The sequence below is a fragment of the Vibrio sp. dhg genome, assembly GCF_003443775.1.
GTDB lineage: Bacteria > Pseudomonadota > Gammaproteobacteria > Enterobacterales > Vibrionaceae > Vibrio > Vibrio natriegens.
Genome location: NZ_CP028943.1, coordinates 145,992 through 160,402 on the forward strand (window position 1 = coordinate 145,992; position 14,411 = coordinate 160,402).

A 14,411-nucleotide genomic window follows, 5' to 3' on the forward strand; every position below is an offset into this window, starting at 1 on the left:
GAAATCTCCAATTTTTCTGGCGACGAGTTTAGCACAACTCAAAGTCTTACCGCCTGCGTATATTTAGTTTGCTTACTTTGCTATGCCACTATTATGTGGTCGTAATTCGAAGTGACGTACCCCAATAATTCGGCTGAAAATTCACGATCTGGTTGGTAATTTTAAACTTTGATGAACCACTAAATTACACAGAAAATCAGAACGGAACTAAAAAAGCGAAAGTCATACTCGACTTTCGCTTTTTGTTTTGTGGAATAGGGGCTCTTACCTATAAAGAGACAGTCGATGATACTCAAATCCTTACCGAATGAGTCGATGCCTCGGGAGAAGTTGCTCCAGAGAGGACCACAAGCGCTAACCGATGCTGAATTACTCGCTATATTTCTGCGTACAGGCACGCAAGGCATGAACGTGATTGAATTGGCGGATTTCCTAATTCAGGATTTTGGCTCGCTCAGGCAGCTGTTTTCAGCGTCAGAGAAAGACTTCTGCCAACATAAAGGTTTAGGGCAAGCTAAATATGTTCAACTACAAGCCGTGCTTGAGATGACTCAGCGTTATTTAGCGGAAACTTTAAAGCGTGGTGATGCCTTAACCAGCCCGGAACAGACGAAGTTGTACCTCTCATCGATTTTGAGAGATCGACAAAGAGAGGCCTTTTATATTCTTTTTCTCGATAATCAGCACCGCGTTATAAAAGATGAAATCTTATTCGAAGGAACGTTGGATGCGGCGTCGGTTTATCCGCGAGAAGTGGTGAAGCGAGCCTTGCATCATAACGCGGCAGCCTTGATTCTTGCTCATAATCATCCGTCTGGTGTGGCGGAGCCGAGCCAGTCTGACAGAAGAATTACTCGCCGTTTAATCGACGCTTTAGCACTGGTAGATATTCGCATTTTGGACCATTTCGTCATCGGTGATGGAGAAAGTGTCTCTTTTGCTGAAAGAGGATGGATATAACTGTGCGTTTTTTAGGTTGTTAGTTGCAAAAAATCTGCTATCATCCACGCCACTAAATTTTAAACTGAATTCAGCTTGGACTGCTAGAAAAAACCTGCTGTCTAAAAAAGATCACGAAAACCTGTAAAAAGGATCTGTTCGGGTCTTGAGCAATGCATGTCAAGTTAGTATAATGCGCGACCTTTGATAGCCTTGTATGGATTTTCCATAGCGGTTCTTAACCTCTAACTTCTTTTTGAGAGATAGAGAGGTTCGGCCACCAAGGTTGATATCGAGCTGAAACGATTTTGGAGAAGACATTCATGTCACGAGTATGCCAAGTAACTGGTAAGCGTCCAGTAACGGGTAACAACCGTTCACACGCACGAAATGCTACTAAGCGTCGTTTTCTGCCGAACCTACAAACTCATCGTTTCTGGGTAGAGAGCGAAAAACGTTTTGTTAAACTACGTCTATCTGCTAAAGGTATGCGCATCATCGACAAGAAAGGTATCGATACTGTTCTTGCTGATATGCGTGCACGTGGCGAAAACGTTTAAGAGGAAATAAGCAATGGCAAAGAAAGGCGTTCGTGAGAAAATCCGTCTAGTATCTTCTGCAGGTACTGGCCACTTCTACACAACTGATAAGAACAAGCGTAACATGCCAGGCAAATTTGAGATCAAGAAATTTGATCCAGTTGTACGCCAGCACGTTATGTACAAAGAAGCAAAAATCAAGTAATTGGTTTCTGACTCTTTTACGAATTGAAAAACCCAACTTTCGAGTTGGGTTTTTTATTACCTCCAGTTCCTAGCACTCATCCCCATTACTCTTCCTCACGGCTTTCTGCATCTGTTTACAGATTTTCTAGTCAATATTTATCTGCTTTGCTAATTTACTGTGGCTTACAGAAATTAGGAGTGATTATGCGCATTAGTCCGGCTCGTCGTCGCCGATGGAACAATATCCTTATCCTAGGTGTTATCGCTTTTATCGTGATCTTAAATGCGCCGATGTGGATCAAAACCTACTTATTATCAGAAGAGGTGGATCCATATCCTAATTTACTACGATCTGATCATCAGGTGAGTGCGATTTACTATAGCGGTTGGGAATTAGAAGTTAAGAACGGCGAGTGGCAGGCCAATATTAAAGTGAGTATTCCTTCTGAAGAGCTTGTGGCTCGCTGGCAGTCTTTAGAGGGCACGGAGCTTACTGAGCAGCAATATGAGACGTTGAAACATCAACTTAAGGCGCCAGAGTCGATCGAAGTATGGTATCAGGATCTTGATGAACCACAGCGTATCACCTTCTACCGCTTAAGCGATTTTTGGCTGTTCAAGAACTGGCAAGATAAATGGATTGCGATTTCAGTGGATGATGGTTACCTCCTTCCTAAGTAATATGACTGCTTGAATCATCCCTGTATTTATCCACGAGTTTTCGATTATGCTAGCCGAGCAGATTAATAAGAATAGACAATTGAACGGAGCCAACAATGCCTGAATTACCTGAAGTCGAAGTCAGCCGTATGGGAATCACGCCGCATATGCTTGATCAAACGATCCAGGCGTTTGTGTTTCGTACCCCCAAACTACGCTGGGATATCCCCCAGGAACTGAAACAGCTTGAAGGGCAAGTGATTCGTGCAATCCGGCGCCGTGCCAAGTACCTGTTGATTGAGACTGATAAGGGAACCGCGATTGTTCATCTGGGTATGTCAGGCTCGCTACGTGTGCTTGATGCCGATTTTCCACCGGCTAAACATGATCATGTGGATCTGAAGCTGACTAATGGCAAAGTACTGCGCTACAACGACCCGCGTCGATTTGGAGCGTGGTTATGGTGCGCGCCGGGTGAGTCTCACACCGTGCTTGATCATATGGGACCTGAGCCGTTAACTGACGAATTCAATGCTGAATATGTGGCAGAAAAAGCGCAAGGCAAGCGTGTTGCTGTAAAGCAGTTCATTATGGACAACAAAGTTGTTGTCGGCGTTGGTAATATCTACGCGAATGAATCACTGTTTAAATCTCGGATCCATCCAACCAGACCTGCTGGCAAAGTCACATCGCAAGAATGGGCGTTACTGGTTACCAACATCAAAACCACGCTAGAAATCGCAATAAATCAAGGTGGTACCACGCTCAAGGATTTTGCACAAGCAGATGGCAAGCCTGGATATTTTGCCCAGGAACTGTTGGTTTATGGTAAAGCGGGTGAACCTTGCCCCGAATGCGGAGAGCCGCTTAAAGAGCAGAAGATTGGTCAGCGTAATACGTTCTTTTGTGAGGAATGCCAGAAGTAAAACTTTTCGCTAGAAGTGTTTTAAAATAAATGGATTGCTGAGAAGCTGAAGCCTGAAGTAGCCTAGCATGGCTAAGTCAGGCTTGTTCATTAATTGCGTTTTTTGTTGTGCATCGCGTCCGCCACTATTTTTGGCACGAATGCACTGACGTCTCCACCATGAATAGCCACTTCGCGGACGATTGTCGATGAGATAAATGCGTACTCTTCGGCCGGAGTGAGAAACACACTCTCTAAGCCAGGCAATAAACGTCGATACATATTGGTTAAACCGAATTCGTATTCAAAGTCTACTGTGGTTCTCAGGCCGCGTATCAGCACATTTGCATTAACATCGCGTGCAAAGTCCACCATGAGTCCGGAAAAGCCTTGGGCAGTAACATTGTCTAGATGTGCGGTGACATCTTTTACAAAGCTGACTCGCTCTTCTAGTGTAAACATGGTGTTTTTACTTGGACTTTCGGCGACCGCGACAATGACTTCATCAAACATATCAGCCGCACGTTCGATCAGGTCGAGATGCCCATTGGTGATTGGATCAAAGGTGCCTGGGTAGATTACTCTTTTCATTTTTCTATTTTCTTATAAAGCTCAAGGTACTGCTGGGAAGTATAACTAATATCGAACTTTTCGAGCTTTTTAACCCCATTTTGTATGAAGCTGGCTCGTTTTTGTTGGTCTTCATAGAGTTTCACGATTGCATCGGTTAATGCATCGCCGTTTCCGGGCTCGATTAAAAAACCGTTGTAGTCATGTTCAATAATATCCGGGATTCCGCCTGTGTTCGCACCAATCACAGGTAAGCCCGCAGACATCCCTTCTAAGATCACTGAGCCCAGTCCTTCTGTGTATGACGGGTGAATTTGCAGATCGGCGGCGCTAAACCAGTCACCCATATTCGTTTGTTTACCTTCAAAGCTAACGTTATTAAGTCCGCTAGCTTGTTGCTCAAGAGCAGGTCTCTCTGGACCATCACCGAGTAAACAGAACTGTATGGGCAGGCTGGATTCTTCGAGTTTTTTTGCCGCTGAAATGGTGACATCAAACCCTTTATGTTTAAGCATATTCGCGGCCTGAATAACCAAAAACTTGCCTGCGAATCTTTGTTTAATCGATTGAACCGTTTTCTCGTCACTAGGGTACTGGACAGGAGAGCTCGGGATTTTATGTGTCTGTAATGCGGGATAGGCATCATTAACACGCTGAACAATCTCGGTACTTAAACCGACCACTGCTGCTGCTTTGGAGTAGGCTAGATTTGCTAACCATTTCTTTTTTAAAGCGTTGTCTATACGGCGAGTGACAATATATGGCGTGCCATACAACATGTGTTGAATCAAGGCCCAGTAAATTGCTCTGCCTTCATGCACATGAATTAATGTGCAATTTTCGGTAACTGACTTTGAGTGAGCTTTAGTAAAGTGCGTCGCGAGCACCAGTTTTACGTCCAGTTGGTGGACAGCTTCAGCAAAAGGGCTTTTAGGGTTCGCGACAACAGTGAGGTCATAGCCTAACTTAACTTGTTGTTTGATAAGTTGCAGAGTTTGGTTCTCACCACCGTGATACCCAGACGCTAAATTCACGTGGCAGATATTCATGCTTTGACCTTTTCGCTCTGAAGGTTAGTTAGCACCTTATCCAACATGGCGATGACAGACTCGCTGGTAATTCTCTCCATCGCTTTTTCATCTTGAACTCTGGTACGCCAGTCAACCTGAGAAGGCAGTTTTTGGGTTTCCGCCCAAAGCGCGTCGTTGTACGCTGAAACGACCAACGATCGATAGTTATAAGGCCCGGTACGTTCTGGATTATGATGCGCATAAAGCCCAATAACAGGTGTACCCATGGCATTGGCCATGTGTGTTGGGCCGGTGTCTGGTGCTATCACAACATCGGCTTTATCGAGCAATGCCAGCATTTGCTGCAGCGAACTTTGACCAATGAGATTGGTAACTGGCACATCAAGTGCTTTCTCAATATCACGACCAAGATCTTTTTCAACTTGGGCAGGACTGCCAGCAAGAATGACATTTAGATTATTCTTGCTGGCATGATGAATCACATCTGCATACCCTTTAGCGGTCCAATTTTTGTAGGCCTTACTCGCACCAGGAACAATGACTAAGTTTGTTTTTTCGTTGGATAGATTCTTCGTCGCCCAGCTCCGTGCATCATCATTATATTCTAGCGACCATGATGGGGTGAATTCAGGCACACCAAGCGTAATCGCAAATTGGCGTAAACCATCTAAAACATGATTGGATTCAGGAGAGGGAACCTTCACGTTCGTAAACAAGCGTTGCCCGTCTTGGCTTCTCTTCGCATCAAATCCAAGTTTGTATTTGGCTTTGATTCCTATCGTCAGAACGCTCGCTCTGATGGCGTATTGCATATGAAGTAATGCATCAAAACGAGTGCCTTTAAGTAGTTTCCAAACTCTTAGATATTCGGAAAAGCCATTCTTTTTGTTAAACACCACTACGTTAATATTTGGAATCGATTTAAGCAACTCTGCTTCTAGCTTTCCGGTGATCCAGGTGATCTCCGTTGTAGGCCAGTGCTTTTGTATCGCTTGTATAACTGCGATGGTGTTGCATACATCACCAATAGCAGAGAGTCTCAGAATACAAATTTTCTGTGGTGGTTTATTAAAAAGGCTCATGACTCTGAAGAGGGTTGTTATTTATCTCTGAATTATGCAGTTGCATCAACAGAATGTATACCCAAATCACCCTGAGTTGTGTGATTTGGCGAGTCAGGGTCCAAGAACGAGTATGCAACAATCCTAATTTTTAGTGGTCCAACCCTTTAGTATTGATAGGTGTTTTTAATCCTTTTGTTTGATTTTGGTACAGGCTTTCGCCAATAAATTGAACTAGGATGAAATTTTGGTTTCAGGAGCACAAAATGGAATGCTATTTGTAAAAACTAGGTCAGTTTTTGATATTATTTCTCTGTTTTATATTAGGAATAAATTTAAATATTACTTAGCCTTACGTGTCTAGATTCATATTTTGGTCTTTATAGTAAGGAAAGTGATATATACGTATCGTAATTGGTGGATATATTAATGACAAACGTGGCTGTATTTGTTCCACACAGAGCACAATTTGGAAACATCACAACGCAAATTCCATTGCTTTGCGCCATAAGAAAAGAGATTGGAGATGCAAATATTACGATTTATACCAAGGCCAAAAGCAGTCAGCTTCTTGTTTGTAATGGACTTGCAGACAACGTCATTAATTACAAAGGCTGGAATATTCTAAAAATAGTAACGAGTATCAACTCGAATAAATTTGATAAAGTTTTTAATATTTACTCCGGCTCTGAGCGTGTTCATGCAGCACTGCTGCTGGCTAAAACAAAAGAAAAATACGCGTTTAGCAACTCCAAGCTTTTGAATAAATGTGGCTTATATAGTAAGCATTTATTTACGCCAAAAGGTCGACAGTACATCGCAAAAAACAATCTCGATTTAGCTAATGTCGCATTTGGTACTAACTACGATACCACGATAATCAATATGCTGGGATCAGAAGCCGGGCAAGATGTAAAGAAAAGCGCGTTAACTTTGGTGCCAGCTGGTGGCGCTGGTGCTTTTAAAGTCTGGCCAATTGAAAGGTACTGTGAAGCTGCGAAAGAGATCTATCTTAAGTCAGAAAAGATTGAAAAAGTGAATGTTATTCTTGGCCCTCAAGAAAGCTCGAAGTCAGCAATTGTAGATAACTTATTACAAGACATCCCATATGAAATAAAGCACTCTCCCTCTATTTCTGGATTAGTAGATATTGCCAATGAGTCCGTGCTAACGCTGTCGAACGATTGTGGCCCGTGCCATATATTCCAGATGATGAAAGTGCCGATGGTGATGATTTGGGGCTGGGAGTTTTGCAAAAATTCGGCAAAGGCGCCTTATTTTGTATTACCAGAGTGGTACCACAGTACTGATCATTCTTGGTGTGTGTTTCCATCTGAATGTAGCAAGTCTATAGAATCTATATCTGTAGAAAGGGTGAGTAGCTTATCTTTGATGGAGTTGAATCGGCAGACCCAAGTATTAGAAACCGCTTAGTTTTGCTCAGGCTAATCGGGGATTCGATTGAATCCACATGAAACTTCAGATGTGAAAAGGCTCCCGACAAGTTGTGCGGAGCCTTTTGTATTTTATCGAATTACGTCGGCGCTATTATTTTTGCTGTTTCTTTTTCCACGCTTGTTTGATCAGTTGATAATTCATTTCCATAATGTTACTCACGTCCAGAGGTGCTACTGACTCACGACAGGCCGCTCGGAATTCGTTAGACTTTGCTTTGTCTGCCCAATGACTCATTTTCTGTGCGAGCTTTTCAATTGAAAAGTCAGATTCGAGAATTGAGCTCACTTCGTCGTTCATCACCTCTTTTGCACCACAGTCGACGGTGGTAATCACTGGACAGCCGCTTGATAACGCTTCAATGGCAGTAAAACCAAATGGTTCATATTTGGTAGGGAAAACATAACAAGATGCCATGCTAAAGAAGATTTCCGGATTGTGTTGTTTACCTAAGAAATAGCATTTATCTTCAATACCAAGTTCTTTTGCCAGGTCTTGGTACTGTTGAGGGTGCTGTTCATTCCCTACAATGATCAAGCTTGCCTCTTCTTTCAGCAAGCTAAATGCCTTGAGTGTCGGCTCTAATCCTTTGCGGTGATAACCTGAACCAAGAAACAGAAAGATAGGGTGTTTATCGTTAATTTGTAGTTTCTTTTTTAACTCAGCTACTTGTGTCGTGCAGTTTTCACGTGAGAAACGGTTTAGATCAACCGCGTTATGAATCGTGGCGATTTTATCTGGCGAGACCCCGTAATCTTCCATGATTTCGGTGCTGCTTTTATGCGAGTTCGATACCACGAAAAGATTATCGGCAGACGACAGGGCTTTGCGCTCGATATACATGGAGATGCGGTCCCTTGGCGTCGGTTTCTTGCCTTTTCTCAGATCAACGATGTGTTTTCGAGTGCCTCCACCAACACGAATCAGGTCGTGTGTCCAAGTTTTCCCCAACGCATAAACAATATCATAGTCATTTTTATTGACGTGGTTTTCAACCGCTTTCGCAAACCGATAGGCTCGATGCGCTTTACCAATACTGAGAGGTTTTAGTGTGACAAATTTAATGTTTGGGTGACTTGGTTCTTCGTGAGAACGGCAAATAATGGTGACGTCTTCACCTTGTTCGCACAGGTATTTGGACAATTGATTTAAGAACAGTTCTGTGCCGCCAACTTTAGCGTGACGCATGTGAATCAGTGCAATCTTCATTATGAACCCTAAAGCAGAAAATGGTGTTTATGTTAGCTTAAACCCAAGTTTACCAAAGGTCCTTCACTAAAGATGCTGTTCCGGGTTTATTTTTAAGCCAAACAGCCAGCTTGTTCCCGTTTCAGCTTCATTGGTACTCATGTAGAATACGTCGCGTGAAGGTTTAGGCGATCATTTAATCATGGGGCGACATGAACAAAAATAACGAAAAGACTACCGGAAAGCCTGGTCAAACAGGGTTAAGGCGCATCTACAATGCGACTTTTTATTCCGCGAAAGGGATAAAAGCTGCATTCAAACATGAAGCGGCCATTAGACAAGAAGTTGGCTTATTAGTCTGCGCTGCCGTCATCGTATTTTTGTTGGATTTGTCGGCGATAGAGCGTGTTTTGATGTTTGGAAGTGTCGTATTGGTGCTGATTGTCGAGTTACTTAATTCAGCTATCGAAGCCGTGGTTGATCGTATAGGTATTGAGAGGCATGAATTGAGCGGCAGAGCAAAAGACATTGGCTCGGCTGCCGTAATGGTAGCGCTAATGCTAGCCGGGTTCACTTGGTTAACGATCCTCTTCTTTTAAGGAACAGCATGAAACTTTTTAAACACGACAATACTCGAGTTTGGTATGACGAATCGGTAGTTTCAGAGCCGGAAAAAACGCTGTTTGATATTGAATACTGGCAGAGTCTGAACGCAGTTGTTGGTAGTGCAACTGGGCGTGGAACCACTTGGTTTGTCCAATTTGATACCATGCAAGCCGCTCTGCGTCATTATAGGCGTGGTGGTTTGTTTGGAAAGTTAGTTAAAGATAATTACTGGTTTTCTAGTTGGGAAAAGACTCGTAGTGCGGCGGAGTTTCAGCTCTTACTTACGTTAACGGAAGCGGGTGTGAATGTACCGAAGCCCATAGCCGCAAGAGCGGTCAAAACAGGCTTCACCTACCAGGCGGACTTACTCAGCCAACGTATACCAAATGCCAAGGATTTAGTAAGCATCCTCCAAGGGCAGGCTTTACCAGTCGAAATGTACCATAAGATTGGGCAAGAAATTGCTAAAATGCACAACGCTGGCGTTAATCATACCGATTTGAATATCCACAACATCTTGATTGATGCCGATGAGAAAGTGTGGATTATTGATTTTGATAAGTGTTGTCAACAAGCTGGCTCAGAGTGGCGGAGAACGAACTTAAATAGGTTGTTGCGTTCTTTTCGCAAAGAACAACGTAAGCGAGCAATTCACTGGCAAGAAGATGAGTTTAACCATCTTCTTACTGGGTATAAGTGACATATAATTGGCTGAGTAGTACAACAATAGAGATAAAAACCTGCCTGAGTTTTCGTTCTTATTTTACAACGCACCTCATGGTTATCACTTCCCAGGTGTTTTTTCTCACAATACGAGACAATGTCCCACCTGTAGACTAACTCTTGCTATTAAGAATCCTAGCGGCTATATCGTTGGTAATGGATAAACCTGGATGATCATCATCAAAGTAGAGTGGTACCTTATCTCTAACGGCGTAGCACTGACTATCATCACAGAAGAAATCTTTTATCTCAACGGGGTGCAATCCCGGATTAAAAGTTGATTTAGACATAAAAGAATAAATCAGTTGGTTTCGCTGTTCGTAGTACGAGACGTCGACAGACGGAATATTCGTTAGGTCTTTTTTCTGCATGTATGCCTGGTCCACAAGGGTTTTTATACTAACCCCCATTTCTGGCACAGGCATAACTAAATACACTTCCTTTCCTTGTTCAAGAAGAGTATTTACCGTGAGTTTTAGTGATTGTAACACCTGTTCTTTTCTTTCGTCAGAATAGTCATTGGGTAGGTCAGGATAAGAGTGTTCATTACCACCGAATAAGTGAGCCGAGTATCGGTAGGCAATAACAACATTTTTGATTTCATCAGATGATGAAACAAAACTTACGACATCGTTAGTCCAATTCACACAATCACTAAATTCTTCGCTTTGCATATACGATGGCGGACACCCTGACATTGTGAGCTGGATAAGATTTTTACTCGCTTTTTTTAATGGTTCAGATAACGAGAATGCTAGCTCTGAAGCATGGCTATCACCTATGATGGCCCATTCTGGTACCCCAGAAGAAAAAGTACAGGCATCCTTCGGTTGTTGCCCTGTATATTTAACGATATGACATTTGGATCGGAACGGACTCATTTGTGTTTTTTTGCTTAACTTTCCATATAGCTCTACGAGTTCCGGCTCTAAAGTGCCTCTTGTTGGAAAGCCATTTTCTTCTGCGATGAACTTGGTTGTACCGACCAAAATTAGAATTATCCACAAAGGTTTACACTGAAGAAGGAGGCGTTTAGCAGAATGTATGTTTTTAGTAAATCGGACTTGTTCCACGGTATGGTAACTGAGTCCACCTAATAATAGACTCAGTGAGATTCCAGCAAACAACCAGAGCGGAGTGTTTAAGTTCAGTTTGTAGAAAAGAACCACGACAGGCCAGTGCCACAAGTAGATAGAATACGAATATAAACCTATCTTTTGGACTACATAAGAGTCATTCACTCTGTTGTTTTGGTTTGCCCATAAAATAATGAGTGCACCGAGTGTGGGGAGCAACGTTACTAAGCTAGGCCATATGTAATCTTTATTTATTACCAACGCAGTGCTTAAAACTAGCAGCCAACCTACATACGCAGGGTAAGGTCTCCTCGGCTTGTAAAGAACCGCCCAAGAACCTAAAAGCATCTCCCAAGCACGTGCTGAAAGCATAAAGTAGCCACTTGTATCGCCACTAGATGATACATATCCACAGTAAAATAAACTGATTAGGAGTAATGTATTGATAGCGATTGAAAGACGAGCCTTCGAAAATAGCTTCAATACGATGCCAATGAAGATCGGGTAAAGTAAATAAAACTGCCATTCGATAGAAAGTGACCATGTGTGTAACAACCACTTTTCTCTCGAGGCAGCAGCAAAGTATCCCGCTTCACCTAAATAAACTTGGTTTGATAAGAACGTTAAGCTGTATCTGGCATGCTTGGCTAGCGTCTCATACTCTTCTCCAGCAAAGTAAAACCAGCCTAAGACTAATAATGCAATACAGAGAAATGCGAGCGCAGGTACAATGCGGTTTAATCGTGCTATGTAAAAATTGATTAATGATGATAGGTTTACCTCCTCTCTTTGGAGGATTATTTTGGTCATCAAAAAACCTGAAATGACGAAGAACACATCAACGCCAACAAAACCTCCAGGCACCCAAGTGGAATTAAAATGGTAAACGACAACTAAGATTACAGCTAATGCTCTTAGTGCATTGATATCTTTTCTAAACTGCATATTTTTGGACTTGGGACTACATTGATGAGCTTTTACAGGTAGGTTTGAGGTATATCTAACGCTACCTAGCAGTAGATCATTACTCGTGAGTTATTGATGAAGTTCATAGTATAAGTGAAAGCATCACTTGTTCATATCAGGTATATGGAAACTTATAGAACAAAGCAGGTGAAACATCTTGGAATCGAAAAAACAGGCCTTGAGTTGGATAATGAGATTATACCAATCGTAGTCAATAACTGGTTACTCTAGTTGTTAAAAAACTTAATAATAACTTTATTTTTCTTGAGCTTGCGCTGATGATAAGGATTCTTAATCCTTCAACTTCAAGATACTTAGGTATATAAGTTCATTTAGAAAGTAATTGCGGTAATTACTCACTGCTCTACAATCTCTCCCATCAGGTTTAGATAGTAAATCAGTGTTTATGTTTTAGGTCGCTGAGTTGCAGAATGTTGGACTCTATGGCTTCATTTTTAACTAGGACAATAAACGACTGATAGACCTTCACGTTGGAAATTACTCAAATGAAGATATTAGTTACTGGCGGTGCAGGCTTTATAGGCTCTGCAGTTGTGCGTCATATCATCAATCATACTCAAGACTCTGTTGTTAATCTCGACAAGCTAACTTATGCCGGGAACTTGGAGTCTTTGGCTGAAGTGTCCGATAATAGGCGTTATGCGTTTGAACAGGTCGATATCTGTGATCGTTTCGAGCTAGAACGTGTCTTTAAAGAACATCAACCTGATGCTGTCATGCACCTCGCAGCGGAATCTCATGTTGATCGCTCAATTGATGGTCCTGCCGCTTTTATTGAAACTAATATCGTTGGTACCTACACCCTTTTAGAGGTTGCTCGTGCATATTGGAATCAGCTAGATACAGATGGCAAGGCGGCGTTTCGCTTCCATCATATTTCAACAGATGAAGTATATGGAGATCTAGAAGGAACAGATGATTTGTTCACTGAGGAAACTTCTTACGCGCCATCTTCACCATACTCTGCCTCTAAAGCGTCAAGCGATCATCTAGTGAGAGCGTGGCAACGAACATATGGCTTCCCGACTATCGTCACTAACTGTTCTAACAATTATGGTCCGTATCATTTTCCTGAAAAACTGATCCCATTAATGATTTTGAATGCGCTAAAAGGAAAGCCGTTACCAGTATATGGTGATGGTATGCAAATTCGTGATTGGCTATTTGTTGAAGACCATGCAAGAGCGCTATACAAAGTCGTGACAGAAGGCGCTATTGGTGAAACATACAATATTGGTGGGCATAACGAAAAAGCTAATATAGATGTCGTACAAACTATATGTGGATTGTTGGAAGAGTTAATACCAGAAAAACCTCAAGGTATTGGACATTACCGAGATCTTATCACCTTCGTTAAAGACCGCCCTGGACATGATGTCCGCTACGCAATTGATGCCTCTAAGATTGAGCATGACTTAGGTTGGACTCCGCAAGAAACGTTTGAAACAGGCCTGCGTAAAACCGTTATGTGGTATTTAGATAACGAAAACTGGTGGCAGCGTGTTTTAGATGGTTCGTATAGCTTAGAGCGCCTCGGCAACTAATTGAAAAAGGTATGAAAATGAAAGGTATTGTACTTGCGGGTGGTTCTGGGACTCGACTTTATCCAATTACACGTGGTGTATCAAAACAGTTGTTACCAGTGTACGACAAGCCAATGATTTATTACCCGCTGTCGGTATTAATGCTGTCCGGTATTAAAGAGATTTTGGTCATCACGACTCCAGAGGATCAAGAGGGCTTTAAGCGTTTACTTGGAGGTGGGGCTGATTTTGGTATCTCGCTTACGTATGCAGTTCAAGAAAAGCCTGAAGGTTTAGCTCAAGCTTTTATCATCGGTGAAGAGTTCATTGGTGACGATTCTGTTTGCTTAGTGTTGGGGGATAATATCTTTTATGGCCAAGGTTTTACTCCGATCCTTAAAAATGCTGCGAGCTCTTTAGAAGGGGCGACGGTATTTGGTTATCAAGTGAAAGACCCAGAGCGTTTTGGTGTTGTGGAATTTGACGACAACATGCGAGCGATTTCTATTGAAGAAAAACCTAAGGTGCCAAAATCAAATTATGCGGTTACCGGCTTATACTTTTACGATAACGATGTTGTTGAGCTGGCAAAGCAAGTGCAGCCATCTGAGCGAGGTGAACTGGAAATCTCTACGCTGAACCAGATGTATCTGGATCGCGGCAAGCTAAATGTCAAACTACTTGGGCGTGGCTTTGCTTGGTTAGACACCGGGACCCACGCCAGTCTACATGAAGCTTCTTCTTTTGTTGAAACCATTGAGAATGTTCAGGGGCTGAAGATCGCGTGTTTAGAAGAAATTGCGTTTAAGAACGGTTGGCTCAGTCAGGAGCGGCTAATAGAATTAGCAAGCCAGCTGGATAAAAACCCTTATGGTCAATATTTAAAAGCACTGGTGAAGTAGCCATTTTAAATGCTTTTTTATTTAGTTTGAGATTTGAAGTGTCTGGGAATGACCTTGTTTT

At 42.4% G+C, this 14,411-nt stretch carries 15 protein-coding genes; 10 read left to right on the forward strand and 5 right to left on the reverse strand.

The window, feature by feature from the left end; translation table 11 throughout:
• The first annotated feature begins 285 nt into the window (after positions 1–285).
• From radC to mutM, 5 genes are all read left to right on the forward strand, one after another.
• Positions 286–960, forward strand: a complete 675-nt coding sequence (radC, locus tag DBX26_RS00680) for a DNA repair protein RadC (protein ID WP_014230584.1) — start codon at positions 286–288, stop codon at positions 958–960.
• Between the two features lie 302 nt (positions 961–1,262).
• Positions 1,263–1,499, forward strand: coding sequence for a 50S ribosomal protein L28 (gene rpmB, locus DBX26_RS00685; RefSeq protein ID WP_005384783.1), 237 nt, complete (start codon positions 1,263–1,265; stop codon positions 1,497–1,499).
• Positions 1,500–1,512: 13 nt separating this feature from the next.
• Positions 1,513–1,683, forward strand: a complete 171-nt coding sequence (gene rpmG, locus DBX26_RS00690) for a 50S ribosomal protein L33 (protein ID WP_004410866.1) — start codon at positions 1,513–1,515, stop codon at positions 1,681–1,683.
• A gap of 185 nt (positions 1,684–1,868) precedes the next feature.
• Entirely contained in the window at positions 1,869–2,345 is a 477-nt protein-coding gene (locus tag DBX26_RS00695; RefSeq protein WP_118117454.1) for a hypothetical protein, read from the forward strand.
• Positions 2,346–2,440: 95 nt separating this feature from the next.
• Positions 2,441–3,250 carry a bifunctional DNA-formamidopyrimidine glycosylase/DNA-(apurinic or apyrimidinic site) lyase gene (gene mutM, locus DBX26_RS00700; RefSeq protein WP_118117455.1) on the forward strand — a complete coding sequence of 270 codons (810 nt, stop codon included), beginning with the start codon at positions 2,441–2,443 and terminating at the stop codon, positions 3,248–3,250.
• A gap of 89 nt (positions 3,251–3,339) precedes the next feature.
• On the opposite strand, the gene coaD is transcribed toward mutM, so the two are convergent.
• From coaD to DBX26_RS00715, 3 genes are read right to left on the reverse strand one after another with little or no spacing between them, the layout of a single operon-like run.
• The gene (coaD, locus tag DBX26_RS00705) at positions 3,340–3,819 is read right to left on the reverse strand and encodes a pantetheine-phosphate adenylyltransferase (protein ID WP_118117457.1); all 480 of its coding nucleotides are present in this window, start codon (positions 3,817–3,819) and stop codon (positions 3,340–3,342) included.
• Positions 3,816–4,847, reverse strand: a complete 1,032-nt coding sequence (locus tag DBX26_RS00710; protein WP_118117459.1) for a glycosyltransferase family 4 protein — start codon at positions 4,845–4,847, stop codon at positions 3,816–3,818. The genes coaD and DBX26_RS00710 overlap by 4 nt, the downstream gene beginning before the upstream one ends.
• Entirely contained in the window at positions 4,844–5,911 is a 1,068-nt protein-coding gene (locus DBX26_RS00715; protein WP_118117461.1) for a glycosyltransferase family 9 protein, read from the reverse strand. The genes DBX26_RS00710 and DBX26_RS00715 overlap by 4 nt, the downstream gene beginning before the upstream one ends.
• 408 nt (positions 5,912–6,319) lie before the next feature.
• Between DBX26_RS00715 and DBX26_RS00720 the strand changes: the two genes are divergently transcribed.
• The gene (locus DBX26_RS00720) at positions 6,320–7,324 is read left to right on the forward strand and encodes a glycosyltransferase family 9 protein (protein WP_118117463.1); all 1,005 of its coding nucleotides are present in this window, start codon (positions 6,320–6,322) and stop codon (positions 7,322–7,324) included.
• Between the two features lie 114 nt (positions 7,325–7,438).
• Here DBX26_RS00720 and DBX26_RS00725 read toward each other — a convergent pair whose 3' ends face one another.
• Positions 7,439–8,554 (reverse strand): glycosyltransferase family 4 protein, encoded by a 1,116-nt coding sequence (locus DBX26_RS00725; protein WP_118117465.1) that lies wholly within the window; start codon positions 8,552–8,554, stop codon positions 7,439–7,441.
• Positions 8,555–8,745: 191 nt separating this feature from the next.
• On the opposite strand from DBX26_RS00725, the gene DBX26_RS00730 reads away from it, so the two are divergent.
• A complete protein-coding gene (locus DBX26_RS00730; protein WP_118117467.1) occupies positions 8,746–9,132 on the forward strand; it encodes a diacylglycerol kinase in 387 nt (128 codons plus the stop codon).
• Between the two features lie 8 nt (positions 9,133–9,140).
• Entirely contained in the window at positions 9,141–9,839 is a 699-nt protein-coding gene (locus DBX26_RS00735; protein ID WP_118117469.1) for a 3-deoxy-D-manno-octulosonic acid kinase, read from the forward strand.
• Between the two features lie 136 nt (positions 9,840–9,975).
• Here the strand turns inward: DBX26_RS00735 and DBX26_RS00740 are convergent, their stop codons facing one another.
• Positions 9,976–11,883 carry an acyltransferase family protein gene (locus DBX26_RS00740; RefSeq protein WP_118117471.1) on the reverse strand — a complete coding sequence of 636 codons (1,908 nt, stop codon included), beginning with the start codon at positions 11,881–11,883 and terminating at the stop codon, positions 9,976–9,978.
• Between the two features lie 527 nt (positions 11,884–12,410).
• On the opposite strand from DBX26_RS00740, the gene rffG reads away from it, so the two are divergent.
• Both rffG and rfbA read left to right on the forward strand, forming a co-directional pair.
• A complete protein-coding gene (gene rffG / locus DBX26_RS00745) occupies positions 12,411–13,469 on the forward strand; it encodes a dTDP-glucose 4,6-dehydratase (RefSeq protein ID WP_118117473.1) in 1,059 nt (352 codons plus the stop codon).
• Between the two features lie 17 nt (positions 13,470–13,486).
• Entirely contained in the window at positions 13,487–14,350 is an 864-nt protein-coding gene (gene rfbA, locus DBX26_RS00750) for a glucose-1-phosphate thymidylyltransferase RfbA (RefSeq protein ID WP_118117475.1), read from the forward strand.
• Positions 14,351–14,411: the final 61 nt, after the last annotated feature.

Excerpts from the sequence above, each read along its gene's own strand:
- rffG (WP_118117473.1), top strand. The coding sequence starts at position 12,411 with ATGAAGATATTAGTTACTGGCGGTGCAGGCTTTATAGGCTCTGCAGTT.
- rfbA (WP_118117475.1), top strand. The coding sequence starts at position 13,487 with ATGAAAGGTATTGTACTTGCGGGTGGTTCTGGGACTCGACTTTATCCA.
- DBX26_RS00730 (WP_118117467.1), top strand. The coding sequence starts at position 8,746 with ATGAACAAAAATAACGAAAAGACTACCGGAAAGCCTGGTCAAACAGGG.
- DBX26_RS00740 (WP_118117471.1), bottom strand. The coding sequence starts at position 11,883 with ATGCAGTTTAGAAAAGATATCAATGCACTAAGAGCATTAGCTGTAATC.
- DBX26_RS00725 (WP_118117465.1), bottom strand. The coding sequence starts at position 8,554 with ATGAAGATTGCACTGATTCACATGCGTCACGCTAAAGTTGGCGGCACA.
- rpmB (WP_005384783.1), top strand. The coding sequence starts at position 1,263 with ATGTCACGAGTATGCCAAGTAACTGGTAAGCGTCCAGTAACGGGTAAC.
- coaD (WP_118117457.1), bottom strand. The coding sequence starts at position 3,819 with ATGAAAAGAGTAATCTACCCAGGCACCTTTGATCCAATCACCAATGGG.
- DBX26_RS00710 (WP_118117459.1), bottom strand. The coding sequence starts at position 4,847 with ATGAATATCTGCCACGTGAATTTAGCGTCTGGGTATCACGGTGGTGAG.
- DBX26_RS00695 (WP_118117454.1), top strand. The coding sequence starts at position 1,869 with ATGCGCATTAGTCCGGCTCGTCGTCGCCGATGGAACAATATCCTTATC.
- mutM (WP_118117455.1), top strand. The coding sequence starts at position 2,441 with ATGCCTGAATTACCTGAAGTCGAAGTCAGCCGTATGGGAATCACGCCG.
- DBX26_RS00715 (WP_118117461.1), bottom strand. The coding sequence starts at position 5,911 with ATGAGCCTTTTTAATAAACCACCACAGAAAATTTGTATTCTGAGACTC.
- DBX26_RS00720 (WP_118117463.1), top strand. The coding sequence starts at position 6,320 with ATGACAAACGTGGCTGTATTTGTTCCACACAGAGCACAATTTGGAAAC.
- radC (WP_014230584.1), top strand. The coding sequence starts at position 286 with ATGATACTCAAATCCTTACCGAATGAGTCGATGCCTCGGGAGAAGTTG.
- rpmG (WP_004410866.1), top strand. The coding sequence starts at position 1,513 with ATGGCAAAGAAAGGCGTTCGTGAGAAAATCCGTCTAGTATCTTCTGCA.
- DBX26_RS00735 (WP_118117469.1), top strand. The coding sequence starts at position 9,141 with ATGAAACTTTTTAAACACGACAATACTCGAGTTTGGTATGACGAATCG.